The sequence below is a fragment of the Tumebacillus avium genome (genome assembly GCF_002162355.1).
Lineage (GTDB): Bacteria > Bacillota > Bacilli > Tumebacillales > Tumebacillaceae > Tumebacillus_A > Tumebacillus_A avium.
In genome coordinates this window covers 1,532,824-1,551,369 of record NZ_CP021434.1, presented here as the reverse complement: position 1 = coordinate 1,551,369, position 18,546 = coordinate 1,532,824, and the positions used below count along the sequence as shown (strand labels likewise).

General features: G+C 49.8%; 22 protein-coding genes. 19 read left to right on the top strand and 3 right to left on the bottom strand.

What is annotated here, in order from left to right; all coding sequences use genetic code 11:
* Positions 1 to 6 precede the first annotated feature (6 nt).
* The 11 genes from CBW65_RS07060 (at position 7) to CBW65_RS07005 (ending at position 9,788) form a co-directional block, all read left to right on the top strand.
* Positions 7 to 210: a DUF951 domain-containing protein gene (locus CBW65_RS07060; RefSeq protein WP_087456272.1), complete on the top strand. Its 204-nt coding sequence runs from the start codon at positions 7 to 9 to the stop codon at positions 208 to 210.
* Positions 210 to 2,225 (top strand): molybdopterin-containing oxidoreductase family protein, encoded by a 2,016-nt coding sequence (locus CBW65_RS25045; protein ID WP_087456271.1) that lies wholly within the window; start codon positions 210 to 212, stop codon positions 2,223 to 2,225. The genes CBW65_RS07060 and CBW65_RS25045 overlap by 1 nt, the downstream gene beginning before the upstream one ends.
* 161 nt (positions 2,226 to 2,386) lie before the next feature.
* Positions 2,387 to 2,617, top strand: a complete 231-nt coding sequence (locus CBW65_RS07050; RefSeq protein WP_087456270.1) for a hypothetical protein — start codon at positions 2,387 to 2,389, stop codon at positions 2,615 to 2,617.
* A 178-nt stretch (positions 2,618 to 2,795) separates the two neighbouring features.
* Positions 2,796 to 3,533: a hypothetical protein gene (locus tag CBW65_RS24130; protein ID WP_157721822.1), complete on the top strand. Its 738-nt coding sequence runs from the start codon at positions 2,796 to 2,798 to the stop codon at positions 3,531 to 3,533.
* Between the two features lie 67 nt (positions 3,534 to 3,600).
* On the top strand, positions 3,601 to 3,864 hold the full coding sequence (locus CBW65_RS07035; RefSeq protein ID WP_087456267.1) for a DUF3892 domain-containing protein: 264 nt from the start codon (positions 3,601 to 3,603) through the stop codon (positions 3,862 to 3,864).
* A gap of 125 nt (positions 3,865 to 3,989) precedes the next feature.
* Positions 3,990 to 5,090: a redox-regulated ATPase YchF gene (gene ychF / locus CBW65_RS07030; protein WP_087456266.1), complete on the top strand. Its 1,101-nt coding sequence runs from the start codon at positions 3,990 to 3,992 to the stop codon at positions 5,088 to 5,090.
* 23 nt (positions 5,091 to 5,113) lie between these two features.
* Positions 5,114 to 5,398 (top strand): 30S ribosomal protein S6, encoded by a 285-nt coding sequence (gene rpsF / locus CBW65_RS07025; protein WP_087456265.1) that lies wholly within the window; start codon positions 5,114 to 5,116, stop codon positions 5,396 to 5,398.
* 20 nt (positions 5,399 to 5,418) lie between these two features.
* Positions 5,419 to 6,138, top strand: coding sequence for a single-stranded DNA-binding protein (locus CBW65_RS25335; protein WP_087456264.1), 720 nt, complete (start codon positions 5,419 to 5,421; stop codon positions 6,136 to 6,138).
* 209 nt (positions 6,139 to 6,347) lie between these two features.
* Entirely contained in the window at positions 6,348 to 7,448 is a 1,101-nt protein-coding gene (locus CBW65_RS07015) for a tyrosine-type recombinase/integrase (protein WP_087456263.1), read from the top strand.
* Entirely contained in the window at positions 7,448 to 8,839 is a 1,392-nt protein-coding gene (locus tag CBW65_RS07010; RefSeq protein ID WP_087456262.1) for a tyrosine-type recombinase/integrase, read from the top strand. Before CBW65_RS07015 ends, CBW65_RS07010 begins: the two co-directional genes overlap by 1 nt.
* Positions 8,832 to 9,788: a site-specific integrase gene (locus CBW65_RS07005; protein WP_087456261.1), complete on the top strand. Its 957-nt coding sequence runs from the start codon at positions 8,832 to 8,834 to the stop codon at positions 9,786 to 9,788. The genes CBW65_RS07010 and CBW65_RS07005 overlap by 8 nt, the downstream gene beginning before the upstream one ends.
* A 38-nt stretch (positions 9,789 to 9,826) precedes the next feature.
* Here CBW65_RS07005 and tnpC read toward each other — a convergent pair whose 3' ends face one another.
* The 3 genes from tnpC to tnpA are packed head-to-tail and all read right to left on the bottom strand — an operon-like array spanning position 9,827 to position 12,145.
* A complete protein-coding gene (tnpC, locus tag CBW65_RS07000) occupies positions 9,827 to 11,425 on the bottom strand; it encodes an IS66 family transposase (RefSeq protein WP_087456260.1) in 1,599 nt (532 codons plus the stop codon).
* A 58-nt stretch (positions 11,426 to 11,483) separates the two neighbouring features.
* Entirely contained in the window at positions 11,484 to 11,840 is a 357-nt protein-coding gene (gene tnpB, locus CBW65_RS25330) for an IS66 family insertion sequence element accessory protein TnpB (protein WP_087456259.1), read from the bottom strand.
* The gene (gene tnpA, locus CBW65_RS06990; protein ID WP_087456258.1) at positions 11,834 to 12,145 is read right to left on the bottom strand and encodes an IS66 family insertion sequence element accessory protein TnpA; all 312 of its coding nucleotides are present in this window, start codon (positions 12,143 to 12,145) and stop codon (positions 11,834 to 11,836) included. Before tnpA ends, tnpB begins: the two co-directional genes overlap by 7 nt.
* 47 nt (positions 12,146 to 12,192) lie before the next feature.
* On the opposite strand from tnpA, the gene CBW65_RS06985 reads away from it, so the two are divergent.
* The 8 genes from CBW65_RS06985 to CBW65_RS06955 all read left to right on the top strand — a co-directional run bounded on the left by CBW65_RS06985 (position 12,193) and on the right by CBW65_RS06955 (position 18,414).
* On the top strand, positions 12,193 to 12,933 hold the full coding sequence (locus CBW65_RS06985; protein ID WP_087456257.1) for a site-specific integrase: 741 nt from the start codon (positions 12,193 to 12,195) through the stop codon (positions 12,931 to 12,933).
* Positions 12,920 to 13,429 (top strand): hypothetical protein, encoded by a 510-nt coding sequence (locus CBW65_RS06980; protein WP_087456256.1) that lies wholly within the window; start codon positions 12,920 to 12,922, stop codon positions 13,427 to 13,429. The genes CBW65_RS06985 and CBW65_RS06980 overlap by 14 nt, the downstream gene beginning before the upstream one ends.
* Positions 13,430 to 13,698: 269 nt before the next feature.
* Positions 13,699 to 13,938, top strand: coding sequence for a hypothetical protein (locus CBW65_RS24125; protein ID WP_157721821.1), 240 nt, complete (start codon positions 13,699 to 13,701; stop codon positions 13,936 to 13,938).
* The gene (locus CBW65_RS06975) at positions 13,935 to 14,615 is read left to right on the top strand and encodes a hypothetical protein (RefSeq protein ID WP_087456255.1); all 681 of its coding nucleotides are present in this window, start codon (positions 13,935 to 13,937) and stop codon (positions 14,613 to 14,615) included. Before CBW65_RS24125 ends, CBW65_RS06975 begins: the two co-directional genes overlap by 4 nt.
* Before the next feature lie 108 nt (positions 14,616 to 14,723).
* Positions 14,724 to 14,906 (top strand): hypothetical protein, encoded by a 183-nt coding sequence (locus CBW65_RS06970; RefSeq protein WP_087456254.1) that lies wholly within the window; start codon positions 14,724 to 14,726, stop codon positions 14,904 to 14,906.
* Positions 14,907 to 15,707: 801 nt separating this feature from the next.
* Positions 15,708 to 16,403 (top strand): hypothetical protein, encoded by a 696-nt coding sequence (locus CBW65_RS06965; RefSeq protein WP_087456253.1) that lies wholly within the window; start codon positions 15,708 to 15,710, stop codon positions 16,401 to 16,403.
* Positions 16,404 to 16,726: 323 nt separating this feature from the next.
* A complete protein-coding gene (locus CBW65_RS06960; RefSeq protein ID WP_087456252.1) occupies positions 16,727 to 17,161 on the top strand; it encodes a YciI family protein in 435 nt (144 codons plus the stop codon).
* Entirely contained in the window at positions 17,158 to 18,414 is a 1,257-nt protein-coding gene (locus tag CBW65_RS06955) for an RNA polymerase sigma factor (protein WP_087456251.1), read from the top strand. Before CBW65_RS06960 ends, CBW65_RS06955 begins: the two co-directional genes overlap by 4 nt.
* Positions 18,415 to 18,546: the final 132 nt, after the last annotated feature.

Here is an 18,546-nt window from a genome sequence, read left to right as displayed (position 1 = left end):
AGAGCGATGGAGGCCAAACAGTTTGATCTCGGGGATGTTGTGCAGATGAAAAAAGGCCACCCCTGCGGCGCAAATGAATGGGAAGTGATTCGCCTGGGGATGGACATTCGCATGAAATGCGTGAATTGCGGACGCTCGGTGATGATTTCGCGCCGGGATTTTGAACGCAATTTGCGCAAAGTCTTGCGGCGCAAGGGCGGTGAGTCCTGATGGCGGTGGAGACGATTCGCACAGCCTGCCCGCTGGACTGCTGGGACTGCTGCGGGATGATCGCGCATGTGGAGGACGGGAAGCTGATCAAGGTTGAAGGCGATCCGGACCATCCGATCACGCAGGGGTCGCTCTGCATCAAAGGACGGAAGCTGGTCGACCGGCTGTATCATGAGGAGCGCGTGCTCTCGCCTTTGAAAAAGGTCGATGGCGAGTGGGTGCAGATCTCTTGGGAGCAGGCCTTCCGGGAGATTGCCGGGCAGATGCGGGAGGCCAAAGAGCAGTACGGTCCGACGTCGGTGCTGCATCATTATGATTATGGGTCGTCGGGGCTGCTGAAAAATCTGGAGGGGCGCTTTTTCAACCTTTTTGGCGGATTTACCGACACGATCGGGTCGATCTGCTGGGGAGCCGGTCTGGAAGCGCAAAAATATGATTTTGGCTATGGAAAAAGCCATGATCCGGAGGACTTGGCGGAGCATACCGATGTGATCGTCGTCTGGGGCCGCAATGTCTCGGTGACGAACATGCACATGATGCCGTTTTTGAAGCGGGCGATGAATCGCGGAGCTGAACTGGTGATCGTCGATCCGCTGATGACCGATTTGAGCGGCAAAGCGGTCAAGCAGCTCCAGCCGCGTCCGGGCACAGACGGGGCGCTGGTGCTGGGCATGGCGGCTCACTTGCTGGAGCAGGGGCTGGTCGATCGGATGTTTGTGGAAGAGCATGCAGTGGGCTTTGAAGCGTTCTCCGACTATGTGCGGACGTGGACGGTCGAGCAGGCGGCGGAGATCACCGATGTGCCGGCGGAGGACATTCGCTGGCTGGCCGAGCGCTACGGCTCCGGCAAGGCGGTGGCGACGCTGCTTGGGCTTGGGCTGCAGCGCTATGCCAACGGTGGCAACACGATCCGTTTGATCGACGCCTTGGGCGCGATGAGCGGGCAGGTGGGGCGTTCCGGCGGCGGGGTGCATTATGCGAATCAGGTGCACCGCTTCGACTACCACGCGATGATGAAGCCGGATGCGCGGACCGACTACCGGGCGTTTACGAAGATCACGCAGGCCGATGAAATACTGGCGGTGCAGGGGACGGAACGGCCGGTTCAGGTGCTGTTTGTGACGCGGGCCAACCCGGTGGCGCAACTGCCGGAGACGGGCAAGACGCTGGCGGCGTATGAGTCGATTCCCTGCAAAGTGGTGATTGACATGTTCCTGCATGACACGGGGATGATCGCCGATTACTTTTTGCCGTGCACGACGGTGTTTGAGGAAGAGGACATCATGTATTCGTCGATGTGGCACTCTTATCTCGCCTACGTGAACCGGGTGGTGGAGCCGCAGGGCGAGACCCGTCCGGACTGGATGATCCTGCAGGGCCTGGCGGAGGAGCTGGGCTTTGGCGAGGCGTTTGGGCGGGATGATGTGCATGCGTGGATGGATGAGGCGATGGCGCCGCTGCAGGAGGCGGGCATCACGCGGGAGCAGCTGCAGCAGGACGGATTTTTGAAGGCGCATGAGGAGCCGGTGGCGTGGGCCGATTATCAATTTGGCACGCCGTCGGGGAAGTATGAGTTTGCGTCTTCCGTTGCGGAAGCGAACGGGGCGTCGCCGTTCCCGATTTTTGAGGAGCCGGTGGAAAGCCCGCGCCGCGATCGGGAACTGGCGAGAAAGTATCCGTATCATCTGCTGACGATCCATCCGCGGCGGTCGTTGAACTCGCAGTATTTCCATGTGCTGAAGATGCCGGAGCGTCCGGTGGTGGAGATTTCGGCGTTTGTGGCGGAAGAGACGGGGCTTGCGGATGGCGATCTGGTGCGCGTGTACAATGAGCGCGGCGAGGTGCTGGGCAACGTGAAGATCGTCTCCGGGCAGCACAAGCGCACGATCAAGATCGAAGAGGGCTGGTGGGGCAACCGGGGCACGGCGCTGAATACGCTTACCTCGAACCGCCGCAGCGACTTGGGAATCGGGTCGGCGCAGTATGATTGCCTGGTCAATTTGGCAAAAGTATAGATGGGATTGTGGATTGAGTCTCCTTGTCGGAAACGGCGGGGAGATTTTTTTGTTGATTTTTAGGAACAAATGTTCGATTTTTAGTAGCATAAAGAACGTGTGTTCGTATATAATGTAAGTATAGAGAACAAGTGATGGAATTTCGAGCGGAGGTGTATGGCATGGCAGTTCAAGGGAGAAAAGAGATTGAGATTTCACAGCGTGAGCATCGACCCGTCTCGCTGATCTATATGGACAGCAAAGGGGCGATCTCCCAGCGTGTCGTGCAAGTGACCGACGTGACAGATGAAGGCATCCAGGCCTATTGTTTCCTGCGCAAAAAGCCGCGTACCTTTCGTCCCGACCAGATCCTCGCAGCCTCCCTGCAAGCTCGAAGGCCCATCGCAAGATAAAGGGAGCCTGTCGAAATTTTGATAGCTTTTGAATCACGTTTATGAAAGACTGCTCTTCTCCGCCTGTGCTACAATGAACCTACCAATTGAAGAATCGTAATACCTCCAGCCGACCCAAGTACGTGACCCTCGCCTGAGGGTCAACCCATTTTTTCTTCATCCCCCAGGAGGTATCATTGTGAGCACAGAGCGTTTTGATCGCGTTGAGACGAAGTTGGAAGAGCATGACCAGCGATTTGATCGCATTGACCGCAAGTTTGAAGACCATGACCAGCGTTTTGATCGTATTGACCGCAAGTTTGAGGAGCAGGACCAGCGATTTGATCGCATTGACCGCAAGTTTGAAGACCATGACCAGCGATTTGATCGCATTGACCGCAAGTTCGAGGAGCAAGACCAGCGTTTTGATCGCATTGACCGCAAGTCCGAGGAGCAAGATCAGCGTTTTGATCGCATTGACCGCAAGTTTGAGGAGCAAGATCAGCGTTTTGATCGCATTGACCGCAAGTTTGAGGAGCAAGATCAGCGTTTTGATCGCATTGACCGCAAGTTTGAGGAGCAAGACCAGCGGTTTGATCGTGTTGAGGCGAAGTTGGAAGAGCATGGTCAACTTTTAAAGGAACATGGGGTTCGCTTTGATCGTATCGACGAACGTTTTGACCGGCTTGAAGAGAACCAAGAGAGCTTTGAGCGAGTAGTAAAAGCGAATTTTGACCGCTTGGAGAAGCAAATGTCTGATCTGTGCGGGCACATGAAACATGCGTTAGATGAAATTAAGCTTTTGCGGATTGACGGCGAAGTTATGAAGCGCTCCATTGGGGATTTGTACGAGCATCAGGAGGTTCATGATCTGCGCATCAAAGAAGTGAAGGCACGAATCGATCTGCTTGTGGTAGAGGAGAAACGGAGGGCTTAGCCACAGCTGATCGCGGATAGACAATGACTCTCTCGTGCATCCTGAAGCATAAGGAGGGATGTGGACCATGGGTGAAAAGATCATCGCCGTTAACAAGGACCAGAACGGGGACATCGCGGAAGTGATGACACATACCGGGCGGGTGATTTCCATTCAGCAGGCAATGCAGGAAGCTGCTCAAGGGAAATTTGACTCGATCACCTCGCTGGACAAGGAAGGCAACTGGACGATCGCCAACTCCACGGGAGACGGGCAGCCGGAGACCGGGAACAACTTGGACATGCTCCCGTCTTTTGCAGAAGCGATGCATGAGGGAGAGTCTCTTCAGTAATTCTGACCACAGAGGTTCTTTCGCTTTGGCGGGAGAACTTTTTTCTTGTTCCACGTGGAACATTAGTGGAATCTCTAGGGATTTGCTATAATAGGGGTTGGAATACTTTTGGAGGTGTAAGCCAGATGGCTTTGTCTGTTGGTATTGTAGGATTGCCGAACGTCGGCAAATCAACTCTTTTTAATGCGATTACAAAAGCGGGCGCCGAAGCGGCAAACTACCCGTTTTGTACGATTGACCCGAACGTTGGTGTGGTCGAAGTGCCGGACGAACGTTTGCAAAAATTGACGGAAATCGTCGTTCCGAATCGAGTCGTGCCGACCGCATTCGAATTTGTAGATATCGCGGGCTTGGTCGAAGGGGCTTCCCGAGGCGAAGGTCTCGGCAACAAATTCCTCGGCCACATTCGCGAAGTCAACGCGATCGCGCATGTCGTCCGCTGCTTCGAAGACTCCAACATCACGCACGTTTCCGGCGGCGTCAACCCGCTGTCCGATATCGAAACGATCAACCTGGAACTGATCTTCGCCGACATGGAGTCGGTGGACAAGCGTCTCGACCGCTCCAAAAAAGGCGCAAAATCGGGCGATAAGAAAGTCCAGGAAGAAGTAGCTGTTCTCGGCCGTCTCAAAGAAGCGCTGGAAAACGGCAAAGCTGCCCGCTCTGTTGAACTGAGCGATGAAGAGCACCTGATCGTCCGCGATCTGCACCTGCTGACCATCAAACCGATGCTGTACGTAGCAAACGTGGCAGAAGATGAAGTCGCGAACACCGAAGAAAACGAACACGTGAAAAAAGTTCGCGCGTTCGCTGCTGAAGAAGGTGCAGAGGTTGTTGTCATCTCGGCAAAAGTAGAATCGGAAATCGCCGAACTCGAAGGCGAAGACAAGCAGATGTTCCTCGAAGAACTCGGCTTGCAAGAATCCGGTCTCGACCGCCTGATCAAATCGGCATACAAACTGCTTGGCTTGATCACCTACTTCACCGCCGGCGTGCAAGAAGTGCGCGCTTGGACGATCACCCGCGGCACGAAAGCGCCGGGTGCAGCAGGCGTGATCCATACCGATTTCGAAAAAGGCTTTATCCGCGCCGAAACTGTAGCTTACGATGATCTCGTGCACTACGGCTCGATGAACTCCGCAAAAGAAGCGGGCAAAGTCCGTCTGGAAGGCAAAGAGTATGTCGTCAACGACGGCGACGTCATGCACTTCCGCTTCAACGTGTAATCAAAACGCGAGGGGGAGCAGACATGAGACAGTATGAGACGATGTACGTCTTGCGCCCTGAGCTGGACCCGGACGCGATCAATGCGCTGGTCACCAAGTTCCAACACGTCGTCACGCAAAACGGCGGCGGAATCACCCAATTGCAAGAAATCGGCAAACGCCGACTCGCTTACGAAATCGAAGACGCCAGAGATGGCTATTACGTGCTCATGATGTATCAAGGGAGCACTGGGATTGTGAAAGAGCTCGAGCGGACGTTTAAGATCACCGATGGCGTATTGCGCTATCTCTCCGTCCGCCTCGGGTAACACCAGAGGAGGGAATCCTTATGTTGAACCGCATCATCTTGATCGGCCGTCTGACTGCCGATCCGGAATTGCGCTACACGCCGTCTGGCACTGCCGTTGCGCAGTTCACCTTGGCGGTGGATCGCCAGCGTTCGAACCAGAACGGCGAGCGTGAAACAGACTTCATTAACATCGTCGTCTGGCAAAAGCTTGGCGAGCTGTGCGCGCAATATCTGCGCAAAGGCCGTCTCGCAGCGGTCGACGGTCGTCTGCAAATCCGCTCTTACGAAAACAAAGAAGGCCAAAAAGTCCGCGTCGCAGAAGTTGTCGCGGACAACGTCCGCTTCCTGGAGCGCGCTGACGCTGGCGGCGGCGGTGACGCCATGAACCAAGGCGGCTTCGGCGGCGGCAACCAAGGTGGAGGCTACGGTGGTGGCAGCCAGGGCGGCTACGGCGGTGGCAACCAAGGTGGAGGCTACGGTGGTGGCAGCCAAGGCGGAGGCTTCGGTGGTGGCAACCAAGGCGGAAGCTACGGCGGTGGCAACCAAGGTGGCGGTTACGGCGGCGGCAACCAAGGCGGAGGCTACGGTGGTGGCAACCAAGGCGGAGGTTTCGGTGGTGGCAACCAAGGCGGAGGCAGCCAAGGCGGTGGCTACGGCGGCGGAAGCGGAGGCAACCAAGGCGGCGGACGCCGTGATGAAGACCCGTTCTCCGATGACGGCAAGCCGATCGATATTTCCGATGATGATCTGCCGTTTTGAAACACTAGCCAGAAGTGCATAGCAAGAAATGCGAGAGACCCCTTGTATATCAAGGGGTCTCTTTGTTTTTGTACCTGTGTAATGGTGTGTAATTGGGGAGTGAGACCTGAAGTGGTTATTTGGAGTATGATTGGGACTTGTGTAATTGAGTAAAGAGTGTTACTCTTTTGCGTAATAATAGGAACGTGCGTTCTAGGGAGGGTAGTTCGATGAGAGTGGAGAGGGCGGTGTACAAGGATGGGCGGCATACAGCAATTCTTATGGACGATGAATATAACATCGTAGAACCCGTGTTGGTTTTTATCAATTGGCTTGAACTGAAAGGAGCATCACCAAACACGGTTATAGGTTACGTGAACGATCTAAAGGTGTTCTTCGAGTGGTTGCAGCATGAGGGTTTGCAGTTCTATCAGGTCAAACCGGCTTACATACCAAGATTCATCAAGTTCGTAGACGAGTGCGGATTGAAGAAAGGGAAATCGCCTTCTACAGTCAATCGCTATCTTGCTACGATCTCGTCTCTGTATCGGCATTTCGAAGTCTTAGGAGGCTACACCGACATCAATCCAATGGTAATGGTCAAGGGGCAGCGACCAAGTACGATGGGCAGAAGTTTCTTTCACCACACTATAAACAGATCGCAGGTGGACTACACCTATTTTAGGCTAAAAAAACAAAAGAAGGGCAACACACGTCGCGTATTCCCTAGTCAGATCGAAACGTTTTATCAAGCCATCGAAAACATGGGATACAACGAGCACGTTATAGCCAGGAACAAATTGATTTTCAGGACATTGTACGAAACGGGTTTTCGGATCAGTGAGGTTTTGAACCTTCGGGTCCAAGACTTCTCGCAACCAAACCTCGATGAAAAACTCGGCACAATAGCTGTCGTAGATCACGGTGATCCGCATCCAGATCGACAGCTCAAGACACTCACGAGAAAGGTCCCGGTTGGGATGAGTTTGATCTACGCGTTGGAGGACTATGTCACGACAGTACGGCCATATAAGCCCGAGGTGGCCAACATATTTGTTTCGGACACGAAGGGGGAGCCCTTAGTTCGAAAAACGGTAGAGAGCTTCTTTCAGGAGGTATCGAAGGCAACGGGAATCAAGATAACTCCTCACTATTTGCGTCATACACACGGTACAGAACTGGCGGAGCTAGGGTATGACAACCTCTACATCTCGACGCGATTAGGTCACAAAAGCGTAGAATCCACCAAGCAATATACTCATCTTTCACTTGAAGCCACAGTAAGGGCATATGAGAGATTCGAAACGAATAGGAGAGGGGCAAGGTTGTAATGGCAACGGAGCTGTTGTTCGATGTGAAGGAAGACATCTGGGTTCTGCCTGCGGAGGGGAATATCTCAGACTACGGCTTTTACTTTGATTTCTACCCGAATCAAACGATCAAGGATCAGGTCAAACGCTACGTATTGGACAACATCGATTCAAGGCGAGTAAAAGTTGCAACTTTACATCGCTACTCCTATGCTTTGCGTCATTTCTTCAATTTTCTGCTGCAAGAAGGAATACAACTGGAGAGCTTTGCAGGAGTGTCTCATCAGATGGTCGAGGCATTTGTCATGCATCTCCTTGGAGGTATGGATAAGCCAACAACGCGGAGTCTGGCTATAGCCTCTCTCAAGGCTGTAATTACCCACGGACAACGCTTCGAGTATGCAGGGTACCCCCAGCAGAATATTTTCGATGGAGACGAATTTAGAAGGCTCCAAACAGAAGATCAGTTGATCACCCGCTTTATCCCGGACTCTGTAATGGAGCAGATCAATCTTGCTCTGGAAAAGGATCGAACGGAACTTATTCTCAATCGCCTACTCATCGTGTTACGGGATACGGGGATGCGACTCGGAGAAGCCCTGGCATTGAACACAAATTCCCTTCTTGATGATTTTCTTGGGAAGCCTATCTTACATGTAGTAAGTCAAAAATCGGAGAGTGAGAGATTCGTCCCTGTCTCCAGTGAGGTGAGGAAAGCACTTTTGGAACAAATCCAAATTTGTTCTCCCATCAGAGAAGAGACAGGAGATGAACGTATTTTTCTTTACAAATACTCAGATACGAGAGATTCTTGGAGACTTGATCAACATGCCGCCCGGTATCTTTTGAGCGCGTTTGTTACTCGGAATAATATCCGTGATACATCCGGCGAACTGTATCAGCTTACATTTCACGCGTTCCGTCATACGCTCGGAATGAAGATGCTAAACAGCGGTCTTACCCATCTTGAAGTACAAGAATATCTCGGACACGAATCCTCACACTCCACTGCTCACTACGCCAAAGTGGTAAACAACCAAGTCTCAACTGAGATGAGAAAAGCGGGAGTCATCGGTCAAGTTGTTCGTGAGATATCAACTGAGATAATTGGTGAGAATGCGTTGCTTGATACTGAAACTCTAAAGAGTGCAGCTCTTCCCGACGGTGCATGCAGCAAGCCGATCAACAGCGAAGGCAAGGTGTGCAAGCGGTTCAACATGTGCCTCTTCTGTCCGAAGTTCATCACAACACCGCAGTTTCTCGATGTTCACAAAGATCATCTGCGGCGTCTCCAGCAAAACAAAGCAACCTACATGCAAGAAAACTACATCGGAACCGAACATCATCTCACTGAAGTAGAAGAGGTGCTTGTAGAAATCATTGAACGACTGGAGGAGATCAAAAATGGCTAAACCTGAGAATGCCTTAAAACTAGTCGAATATAAACCGTTTACCTCCACTGAAAAAGAGTACGATATGCCAGTTGGAAACAGCCGTTTCGTCGATGATCTTTGGGATTTCAACGGAATCGAAAACGCTCCACACAAAAAGGGGGCTAAGCTGCAAATCAAGTTCCACCAATGGGATACTCGACCTGCTCTAAAAGAGACTGTGAAGCATTACATCGTATCCGTGCTGCTCAAATCCAAATTCGAAACGGCAAAACGGATGATGGATGGGATTACGAAATTCCTCGTGTTTGTAGAAGAAGCGAGACCTGAGATCACCTCGTTTTCGGAAATGGATCGGTCTTGTCTTAGGGAGTATTACTTGTGGCTTTTGCAGGTTAGGAGTGGGCGGAACAAGGATCAGCTCTTATCCGGCCAAAGCATAAAGAAAGCAGCACAAGCGATACAAGATTTACTAACGGTGGGTGCCGTTAAAGGTTGGGATGTGCCCAAAGTATCATCGTTTGTTTCGGGCGTTTACCATGAACTGATCATCAACAATTCTCGTATCAGGAAGGAGACAAGCCTTTCAGAAAATCACGTCAAAACCGAGACTGTTGACGGTGAGATTGCAGACAAATTGTTCCGCTGTTTGGAAAGAGAAAACGAGTTGATCCTTTGTAAATCCAGTATTCTTATCTCCTCTCAAACAGGCCTCCGCATCAACGAATTTATAACGCTTGAAGAGGGCTGTCTCGTAGAAGGTGTAGACGGTGAGATGAAACTTAGGTTCCTAGATCGGAAGATTCGCAAGCACGCGACTTATCGTGAAGTACCGGCAAATGAGATTGTCGTGAAGGCAGTCATGGAACTTGAAAAGCATACTCGTCCGCTGCGTGCACTTTCTGGTCTAAAAGTAAGCGTAAAACAGTCCCCACCTTGTGTCGTTTGCCGAAAGGTGGGGACTGCTTGAAAGATATTCATCGTAAACAAAACACGAATAACCTTCAGCTACGCAAGAACTGAAGGCGATTCGTGCTTTTTATTAAATACTCGGCAGATGAGCGGCAGCGTGTCCGACCACGGGAGCAAGCGATCCAGCTCATGGTGATCATGAGGGTTCGCAAGGTTGGGCAGGGTCTCGAAGAGATAGGTCAGGTAGACCAGCGGATTTACCCCGTTCGCCTTCGCCGTCTCGACAAGACTATAGATCACAGCGCTTGCCTTTGCGCCGCGTGGAGTATTGGCGAACAGCCAATTTTTCCGTCCAATCACGAATGGTTTGATGGCGCGTTCACTTCGGTTGTTGTCGATCTCCAAACGCCCATCGAGCAAAAACGCCCCCAATGCTACCCATTGGTTCTGGCAGTACTTTATGGCCTGCCCCAGTGCGCTCTTCGGTAACGCGCGGGATTTTTGAGTCTGTAGCCATACCGAAAATTCCTCCAGTATGGGCCGACTACGCTCCAAACGGGCCGTGTATCGTTCTTCCGGCGAGGCATCTTTCATCTCGCGTTCGATCGCGAAAAGACGATTGCAGAACTCGAGCCCTTCTTTCGCGGTTACAGCTGCGGTTCGGCTGGAGGCCGGCAATGCTTTCAGAGCCTCGTCGAACTTGCGGCGAGCATGTGCCCAACACCCGACCAGGGTGACGTTAGGGATCTTCTTATACCCCGCGTATCCGTCCACATGCAGGTAGCCGTGAAACTCGGACAGGAACTGTCGCGGGTGTTCGCCTGCTCGTGTCGGCTGGTAGTCATACACGATGATCGGATGACTGTTGCGCCCGGTACGGTAAAGCCAGAGATACGATGTGCTCTTGGCTGCCCGACCCGGTTCACGCAGTACTTGCAGGGTCGTTTCATCGGCATGCAGAATGTCTTGCTTCAGCATGTGCTCTCGCATACGATTCTCCAGCAGGCTCAGCCAGCGGTCAGCTGCATAGATCATCCAGTTGGCCATCGTTTGTCGCGACAGGTTTACTCCGAGAAGCATGAGTTGCTGCTCCTGACGATACAAGGGCAAGCCTTCCCCGTACTTTTGATTCATGATAAAAGCCAATGCGGATGGGGAAGCCAAACTGCCAGGATATACAGGTTGCGGCATGGGAGCTGTCAGCACGGGAGTGCTGATCTCCTCACGCTCACAACGGCGGCACGCATACACATAGCGAACATGCTTCAACACTTTTACTTGAGCCGGGATGATTTTCAGCTCTTGGCGAACCTCCGTGCTCATTTCATGGGTAGGACCACCGCAGCACGAGCAGACCTGCTCGTCTTCCGAGAGACGGTATTCCACCGTTTCAACCGGCAGGTTTTCAAGCAATTCTTCTCGCTGTCCACGTTTCTTCTTGCGGACGTATTGAATCGTTTCTGCGGTCGGCTCTGGCACGGCTGTGGAGGATTCGGATTCCGCTTCGTTGAACAGTTCCAACTGATCCGCGTTTGTCCGCTCACTTGAGGCACCGAAACGCTTCTGTTGGCTGAGACGAAACTGTTGTTCCAACCAGTTGAGCTTAGCTTTCAACTCTGCGTTTTGTATTCCAAGTTGTATGTTCTGTTTTTGAAGTTCTTCAATGGTGGTTGGGATGGCTATTGTAGGTTTCATACTTTTTTCTTCGCCTTGAAGCTCTCATTCTCCTAGTGAGAACAAGAATTTTTTCATACTAAATCACCGTCTGTGCGGTGAGTTTCGGGTGTGCCTTTCGTTGCTGAAGCGACAAGCCATCCAGAAGCCACCGCAACTCTCTTCGACTGATCTGCATCGTTGGACCAGATTTCTTTTGCGGCCATTGGAAGGTTCCTCGCTCTAAGCGGCGATAGTAGAGCCAAAAGCCGTTATGCTCCCAGTGCAGGATTTTAAGTTTGTCTCGTTGCCGATTGCAAAAGACAAACAGGCATTGGGAGAATGGATCCAGTTCGAAACTCTCCTGAACCAAGGCGGCCAAACCGTCTATCGACTTGCGAAGGTCCGTGTGGCCGCTGGCTATGTAGACACGAGTTATGTCGGTTTCGTTTAACATATCGTTTGCAAGGCAAGGACGACATCCGCCAACAGGTCTCGATTGAAACCTGGCTTGACTTCGATCACGGCAGAGCCAATTTTGACCTGCAAGCAGGAGTCGGTTTCGTTACTTGGCTGTTGGTCTGCGCAGACCTCCAACCAGCGAGGTGAAGGCATCTCAGTGTTGGAGAGCTTGCGCAGCCAATAGTAGTACTGGCGAGAATTGATCTGATGAGCTGTACACCACGCCGCTACACTTTGACCGCTGGCGCGGCAGTCAGAGATTCGAGATTCCCATACAGCTCGAAGCTCGCTTCGAGTCATAAAAAATTCCTCCTCATTTCCGTCTGAGGAGGATTATCTCATGCTCTATGTTTCGTGTGGAGGTGGGGAGTATTAGACGCTTACGTCTAAAATATCTTTTTCTCCGAGACACATCGAACGGTATCACCATCCCCGAGATGTCGAACTGGACAAGGGATGAGTTGAAGCCTTTCATTCGTAAATGGGATCTCAGGAATGTAGACGGAAATCCGTTGCACCTCACCGCCCATTTCTTCCGACATTTCTTCGCCACCTACGCGATTAAGCAAGGGGTCAGGATCGAAACGGTGAAAGAAATGCTGGGACATGCCTCCATTCGTATGACTGAGCATTACGCTATTCAAATCCAAGAAGATGTAACCCGGCGGTTCGGAGAAATTTTCTCTGAAAAAGCAACGATCGCGGGGAAGCAGGCCCTTCAGATCAAGGAGAGATTGGCGAACAACAATCCGTTCAAAGGGAAGACGGCCACCCAGGTTGATTCTCTTCGAAAAGCGATGCGTATACAAGTTCTTTCGCACGGAATGTGTACACACCATCCGATGCGAAATGAACCTTGCGCCGGTGATGGGGTCTGTATGGGCTGTGCAAACTACTTGACTACGCCAGAGTTCATTCCAGTCCATGAAGCTCGTCTCGACCGTGTAGACGCCGAATTAGCGCTATTTGGTGATGGACCTTATGCAGACAAGCTCCGAACCCAGAAAGTCTATCTACACGGCATTCTAGCGGCCTTGACGGAGGGGAGCGGGTATCAAGGGGAGGTTAACAACTATGAAGCAAAATGAGGGCGTAGAAACTTCGTTCGAAGAACTAGTGGAGTCGAATGCCACGTATAAAAAGGTCGTTGAGGCAGTGAAATCGATCAAGCGCAGTATGGCACAGCATAAACAACAAAAAGGGAAACGAGCTCCGCGACTTAGTATCGCAGCGGTTGCTGAAAAAGCTGGGATCGAACGCAAAACGATCTATAACAACGCACCTTTGCTAAACTGGTTGCAAACTAAGATTGCTCTCCTATCTGAGCAGAAAAAAGTAAAAGCGGAAGTGGCAGTGACTACAGAGGAAGCTTTAGATGAACTCCCAACGAACTCAATGAGAACGATCCAGTCGTTGAGGGAGCGAATAAAAACGGAGAAAGAGAAAAACAGGATACTAGTAGGGAAGATGTCTGAGTTGAAATTAGAACAACAGATGTACAAGCAGCGAATCGCTGACTTGGAGGACTTCATTGCGGGGCATAACGAGGAGAAAGTTGTGAAATTAAAAAGGCAATCCGATTAGAAAAGATATGACAAAAATTTTTTTCATAATTTTTGCGTCTGTAACGCGACTAATTTCGTGCCGCATCTCTTCGTCTCCTTATCGCTACGTTTTGTTATTCCGTATCGTTCGTCCGTATTGTTATAGGTATAGTTTGTACGAAGCTAGATTAGTTATAGGCACGAAGTCTTATGCAAATAGATTACGCTTAATACGTTCCATTTTGCAATTTGCAACGCAATTTGCTTCGTGTTACGATGAGTGCACACCATAAAAGAGGGGGTTTTGTCATGGATGATTTGCGCTTGTTTCATATACCAAATCGTGAATCCAATATCGCTCCAGATGAAGATCATGTACTTAAAAGTTATTATGATTCGTGGCGTCGAACCAACAGAGATGGGTTTACGATAATCTATAACGATTTTAGGGATAAACACCTTGCTGATTTAGCAGGTGGGCCGTTGCGCCTGTATTTATTCCTATCTTTTGCAGCAGCAAACGAAGGTGGGGGAGTTATTATAGTGTGAACAAAATTGCTGAATTGCTTAAAACTAGTCCTCGATCTGTTGATTCTTGGATCAAGGTACTAGTTGATAGGCAGCTCATAGCTAGAGGGAAAACCGGTAGGAGGGTAAATAATACATACCTGTTACCCTATAGCACTACCCTTATTGAACTACAAACACCTAAGAAATTTGATTTAGAGGACTGGCAGCGAATTTTTGATTTCCATCTAGCAAGAATTAGTCAGTATCAGGATATTTATGGGGAGCTTATAGGTGCATTTCATCTCTTTCAGTGGGACTATTCCAATAGAAAACCTGTAAGCACAAGTAATAGCCAACTAATTCTCTTTATAACGAAAAGAACAGACGGTATCTTAACTGGACATTACTATAAATTGAGAAGATCACAGGGATTTGGAATTAGTAAGCTAATGATTGATAAGATGGTGAGATTTGAAAGTCCGCTACTCTACGAACAAAGACCATTGGTAGGTCTAGGTCTAAATCACAATAAGAGGCTAACAGAAATCACCAATAACAAAGCTCTTAAAGTAGTAACAGAACAGTTATCCAAGTTTTCAAAAGATGATGACGATCTTTTCGAACATGTAGTTTATGGGAATGTAGATGAAGTGTTGGCACCGGAGGAGGATAGTAAAACGCAAAATGAACAAGCGGAAACGGACGGTGCCGATTAAAGAAGAGCTGAAAGGCCGGAGTTGAGGAGGTGGTTTATTAGCTAAACTTTAACTGAAGAGTTTCAAAGGTGGGATAAGTAATAAGTAGTTCTTGGGAGGAGAAAAAGCATGCTAGATTTTTTAGTAACAGTGGCAGGGTTTTTATTAGACCATTCACAAGGAGTTGTGAGTGGCTTCGTAAGCGGAAGCATTATTGGAGTGGCTGCGGTTATAAATAACGGTAGAAAAAGGGGTGGAGTAATCAAAAGGAAGAGAAAGAAAGACCTTCGCTGGAAGACGAAGGCCTTGTAAAAAAGACTAATTTACTTATAGGGGTGCAACCCTATTGGTAATCAGGAAGCAGGGGTGCAACCCTGCTTCTTTTTATTATACCCACTTAGTAGTTGCATTCAAAGATTGGATTTTAGGTAGGCGACATTTTTCAAACAGCAAACTCTCCTTTGAAAATTCTCGATGCTGTACTAGTGATCGGAAACGAATCGGTTCACCCAGGACAACTGTATCTGAAGAATGATGTTGAAACAGCATCTAGTTTGTTCTATCTCATAAACCGTATAGCTGAAGTAATGATAAGTCAGGGTAAAAGGCAGATGAAATGTATGAAAAGCTCCCTAAGAGTGGAGTTGCATACCTCCCACGTAACACTCATACCTCAAGATCGTCTAATTTATGTTATTATAAATAACGGAAGTGGTGATTGCACTCACAAGTCTTCCGCTAGCTGGAACTAGGATATGAGTTAAATGGAATACTTCGTGCAAAAAATAACATAAGATACACTCCGTCATTAAGCATATTTGCAAACTCAATTATTACGCTGCTCGCAGAGCAGAAAAAGGTGAGGACAGAAGTGGTTGCATCGACTCAGGTACCCCTCTAGGTGATTCCCGAACTCCCAACGAAATCCCGTGAAACCGATCCAGCCATTGAAAGTTCGATAAAAGCGGCAAAGGAGAAAAGCAGGATTTCACGTTGGGAAAATGGCTGAGCTGAGATCGATGGACACGACTAAATCAGCTGTTTCACTGTTAAAATGGGGAATCAAGATATATCGAAGTATATTTTATCCTAGGCATTGAGAGAGGTGTCATAATGCTTCGTCTGGTTAGATATGTACTGTTTGGTATTTTATTACTCCCCATTGTTACGTATGGGGCAGTGAAGGTGGCTAACAGTGATCCTCAAACGTGGATGGGTTTTTTTGGTAGCTACTACGGAGGGATTATTGGTGGAGTAATCAGTGGTTTAATTACCTTCCTGGGTGTCAAGGCAACTATCAAAAACGAAGAAAAGAAGAGGTTTATGGAGAGCTACTGGGGTAAAAAAGAAATTCTTAATCAGTCAAAAGATGCAATCTTACATTTTATCAGTAGTTACAACTTACCATTACTCTTCGGGGTGCAACATAGTCGACAATTATTAGACACTTGTATAGAATTCTACGATTCGGAATTTCATGAAGTAGTAGCAACCATAAGTAATGAGTTCCCACACTATAATAGCAAGGTAATGCCGCTGAAACTATTGGGAAAGAGTGGCAAACACTATGCAACTTTACATAAAATTCGGATAAACAGAGGCGGCGCTATACCTCAAAGTGAAATAACAGTGATGCTAAATTCAGCGGAGTATGAAGACAAGGCACAAAGGTGTTTGAAATTAATTGAAGATATAGCCGAAAAACATAATCAAGAATACAAAAAATTCCAAAATCAAGATTGGTTTGATCTGTTTCTTAGTAAGTGGAAAAAGTTCGAGGACGAAATTGATAGTGATCTAAACCATTGATAACTCATGTAATTTCACTATGAAAATTACACAGCGTTTGTAGATGATACTAGGTAGTGATAGGAAACCCTATTAGAATTGGGATTCTGCCATTGATACACACCTTCCACGTAACATAACTGCCGTTCTAGAAATGCGAGAGACCCCTTGTCTATCAAGGGGTCTTTTTGTTTTATCACTGTGCAATGGTGAGCAAGATGAAAGGAGGGGATCTTTGCAACACGTTGAAAAAGAGTAGAAAATAGTTTTTTAACCTGTCGATTTCGATTTTTCCCGTTCGTTGGGAGTATAGAGGCAAGTTTTAGACAAGGAGAGGATTTTCGATGAGATTCATGTTGATTGTCAAAGCATCAAAAGATTCCGAGGCCGGCATCATTCCGAATCAAGAGCATTTTGACGCGATGCGGAAGTTCAATGAGGAACTGGCGAGGGCAGGCGCACTGATTGCTGCGCAAGGACTCCACCCAAGCTCAAGCGCGATTCGCATCTCGTATCCGGAACCTGGTGGTAAACCGAAGGTGGTAGACGGGCCCTTCACGGAAGCGAAAGAGCTGATCGGGGGTTTCACGCTGATCGAAGTGAAATCGAGGGAAGAGGCGATCGAGTGGGCGATGCGGATGCCAGACCCGCATGGATTCGGAGAAGGCGAAATCGAAGTGCGCCAAGTGTATTCGGCGTCAGACCTGACGCAAGACCCGGAAGCGATCGCCCGGGAAAATGAAATGATTGAACGTGTGAAGAAGAAGCTGGGGTCGTGAAGGAATCGGCCGTCCACCGCACCATCGAGGGCATTTGGAGAATCGAGTCGGCCAAGATCATCGCCGCTCTTGCACGTATCGTACGCGATGTCGGGATTGCCGAGGATTTGGCTCAAGATGCGCTGATCATCGCGCTGGAACGGTGGTCGGATGCGGGCATCCCTGATAATCCTGGAGCGTGGCTGATGACAACTGCGAAACGTCGAGCTTTCGATCATTTGCGCAGAAATAAGGTTCGCGACCGCAAGTACGAGGAGCTGGGCAGGGAGAACGATCGGCAGCAAGAGCCTGATTGGGACGAAGCGCTCGATGATCACATCGGCGACGACCTCCTTCGGCTCATCTTTACGACCTGTCATCCTGTTCTTTCCCCCGAAGCTCGGGTGGCGCTCACGCTCCGGCTGCTCGGGGGATTGACGACCGAAGAAATCGCCGGCGCGTACCTTGTCCCAGAACCGACCGTAGCCCAGCGGATCGTTCGAGCGAAGCGCACGCTCACGGCTGCGCGAGTACCCTTTGAATTACCGCCGCAGGACGAGTTGCCGGCACGGTTGTCGTCTGTTCTTGAGGTCATCTATCTCATGTTCAACGAGGGCTATGCCGCGTCTTCCGGCGGAAACTGGATTCGGCCTGTGCTCTGCGCGGAGGCGCTGCGGCTTGGACGGATTTTGGCTGAAATTGCGCCCGACGAGCCGGAGGTCCATGGCCTCGTGGCATTGATGGAAATCCAATCGTCCAGATTTAAGGCGCGGGTTGGCCCAAGCGGAGAGCCGATTTTGCTCATGGACCAGAACCGGGCTTTATGGGATCATCTGCTTATCCACCGAGGGCTGACTGCGATCGAACGGGCAGAAGGAATCGGCAAGGCGTTTGGTCCCTATCTGCTTCAAGCCTCAATCGCGGCGTGTCACGCCAGTGCTCGCACAGCTTCAGAGACGGATTGGGTTCGGATTGCGGCGCTGTATGAGGCTCTTTCACAAGTCGCACCATCGCCCGTCGTCGAACTGAATCGTGCTGTCGCGCTCTCGATGGCGTTTGGCCCGGAAGTGGGTCTGGAAGTTGTCGATGCGTTACTGCAAGAACCATCCATGCAAGATTATCATCTTCTGCCCAGCGTTCGAGGGGACTTTCTCGTGAAGTTGGGACGCAAGCAAGAAGCCTATTTAGAGTTCGAACGTGCTGCAGCCCTGTCGCGAAATGAAAAGGAACGAGAGATGCTTTTGAGGCGCGCTTCCGATTGCGCCGAGGAATAAAATGATAGTTACCAAGCGATGCAAATGAGTATCGTAGAATAAACTCCACAGCAAGAATGCAGAGATCCCTTTTTTATAAAGGGATCTCTTTTTTTGTACAGAGGACTATGAAATTTTTATGAAGATTGTAAA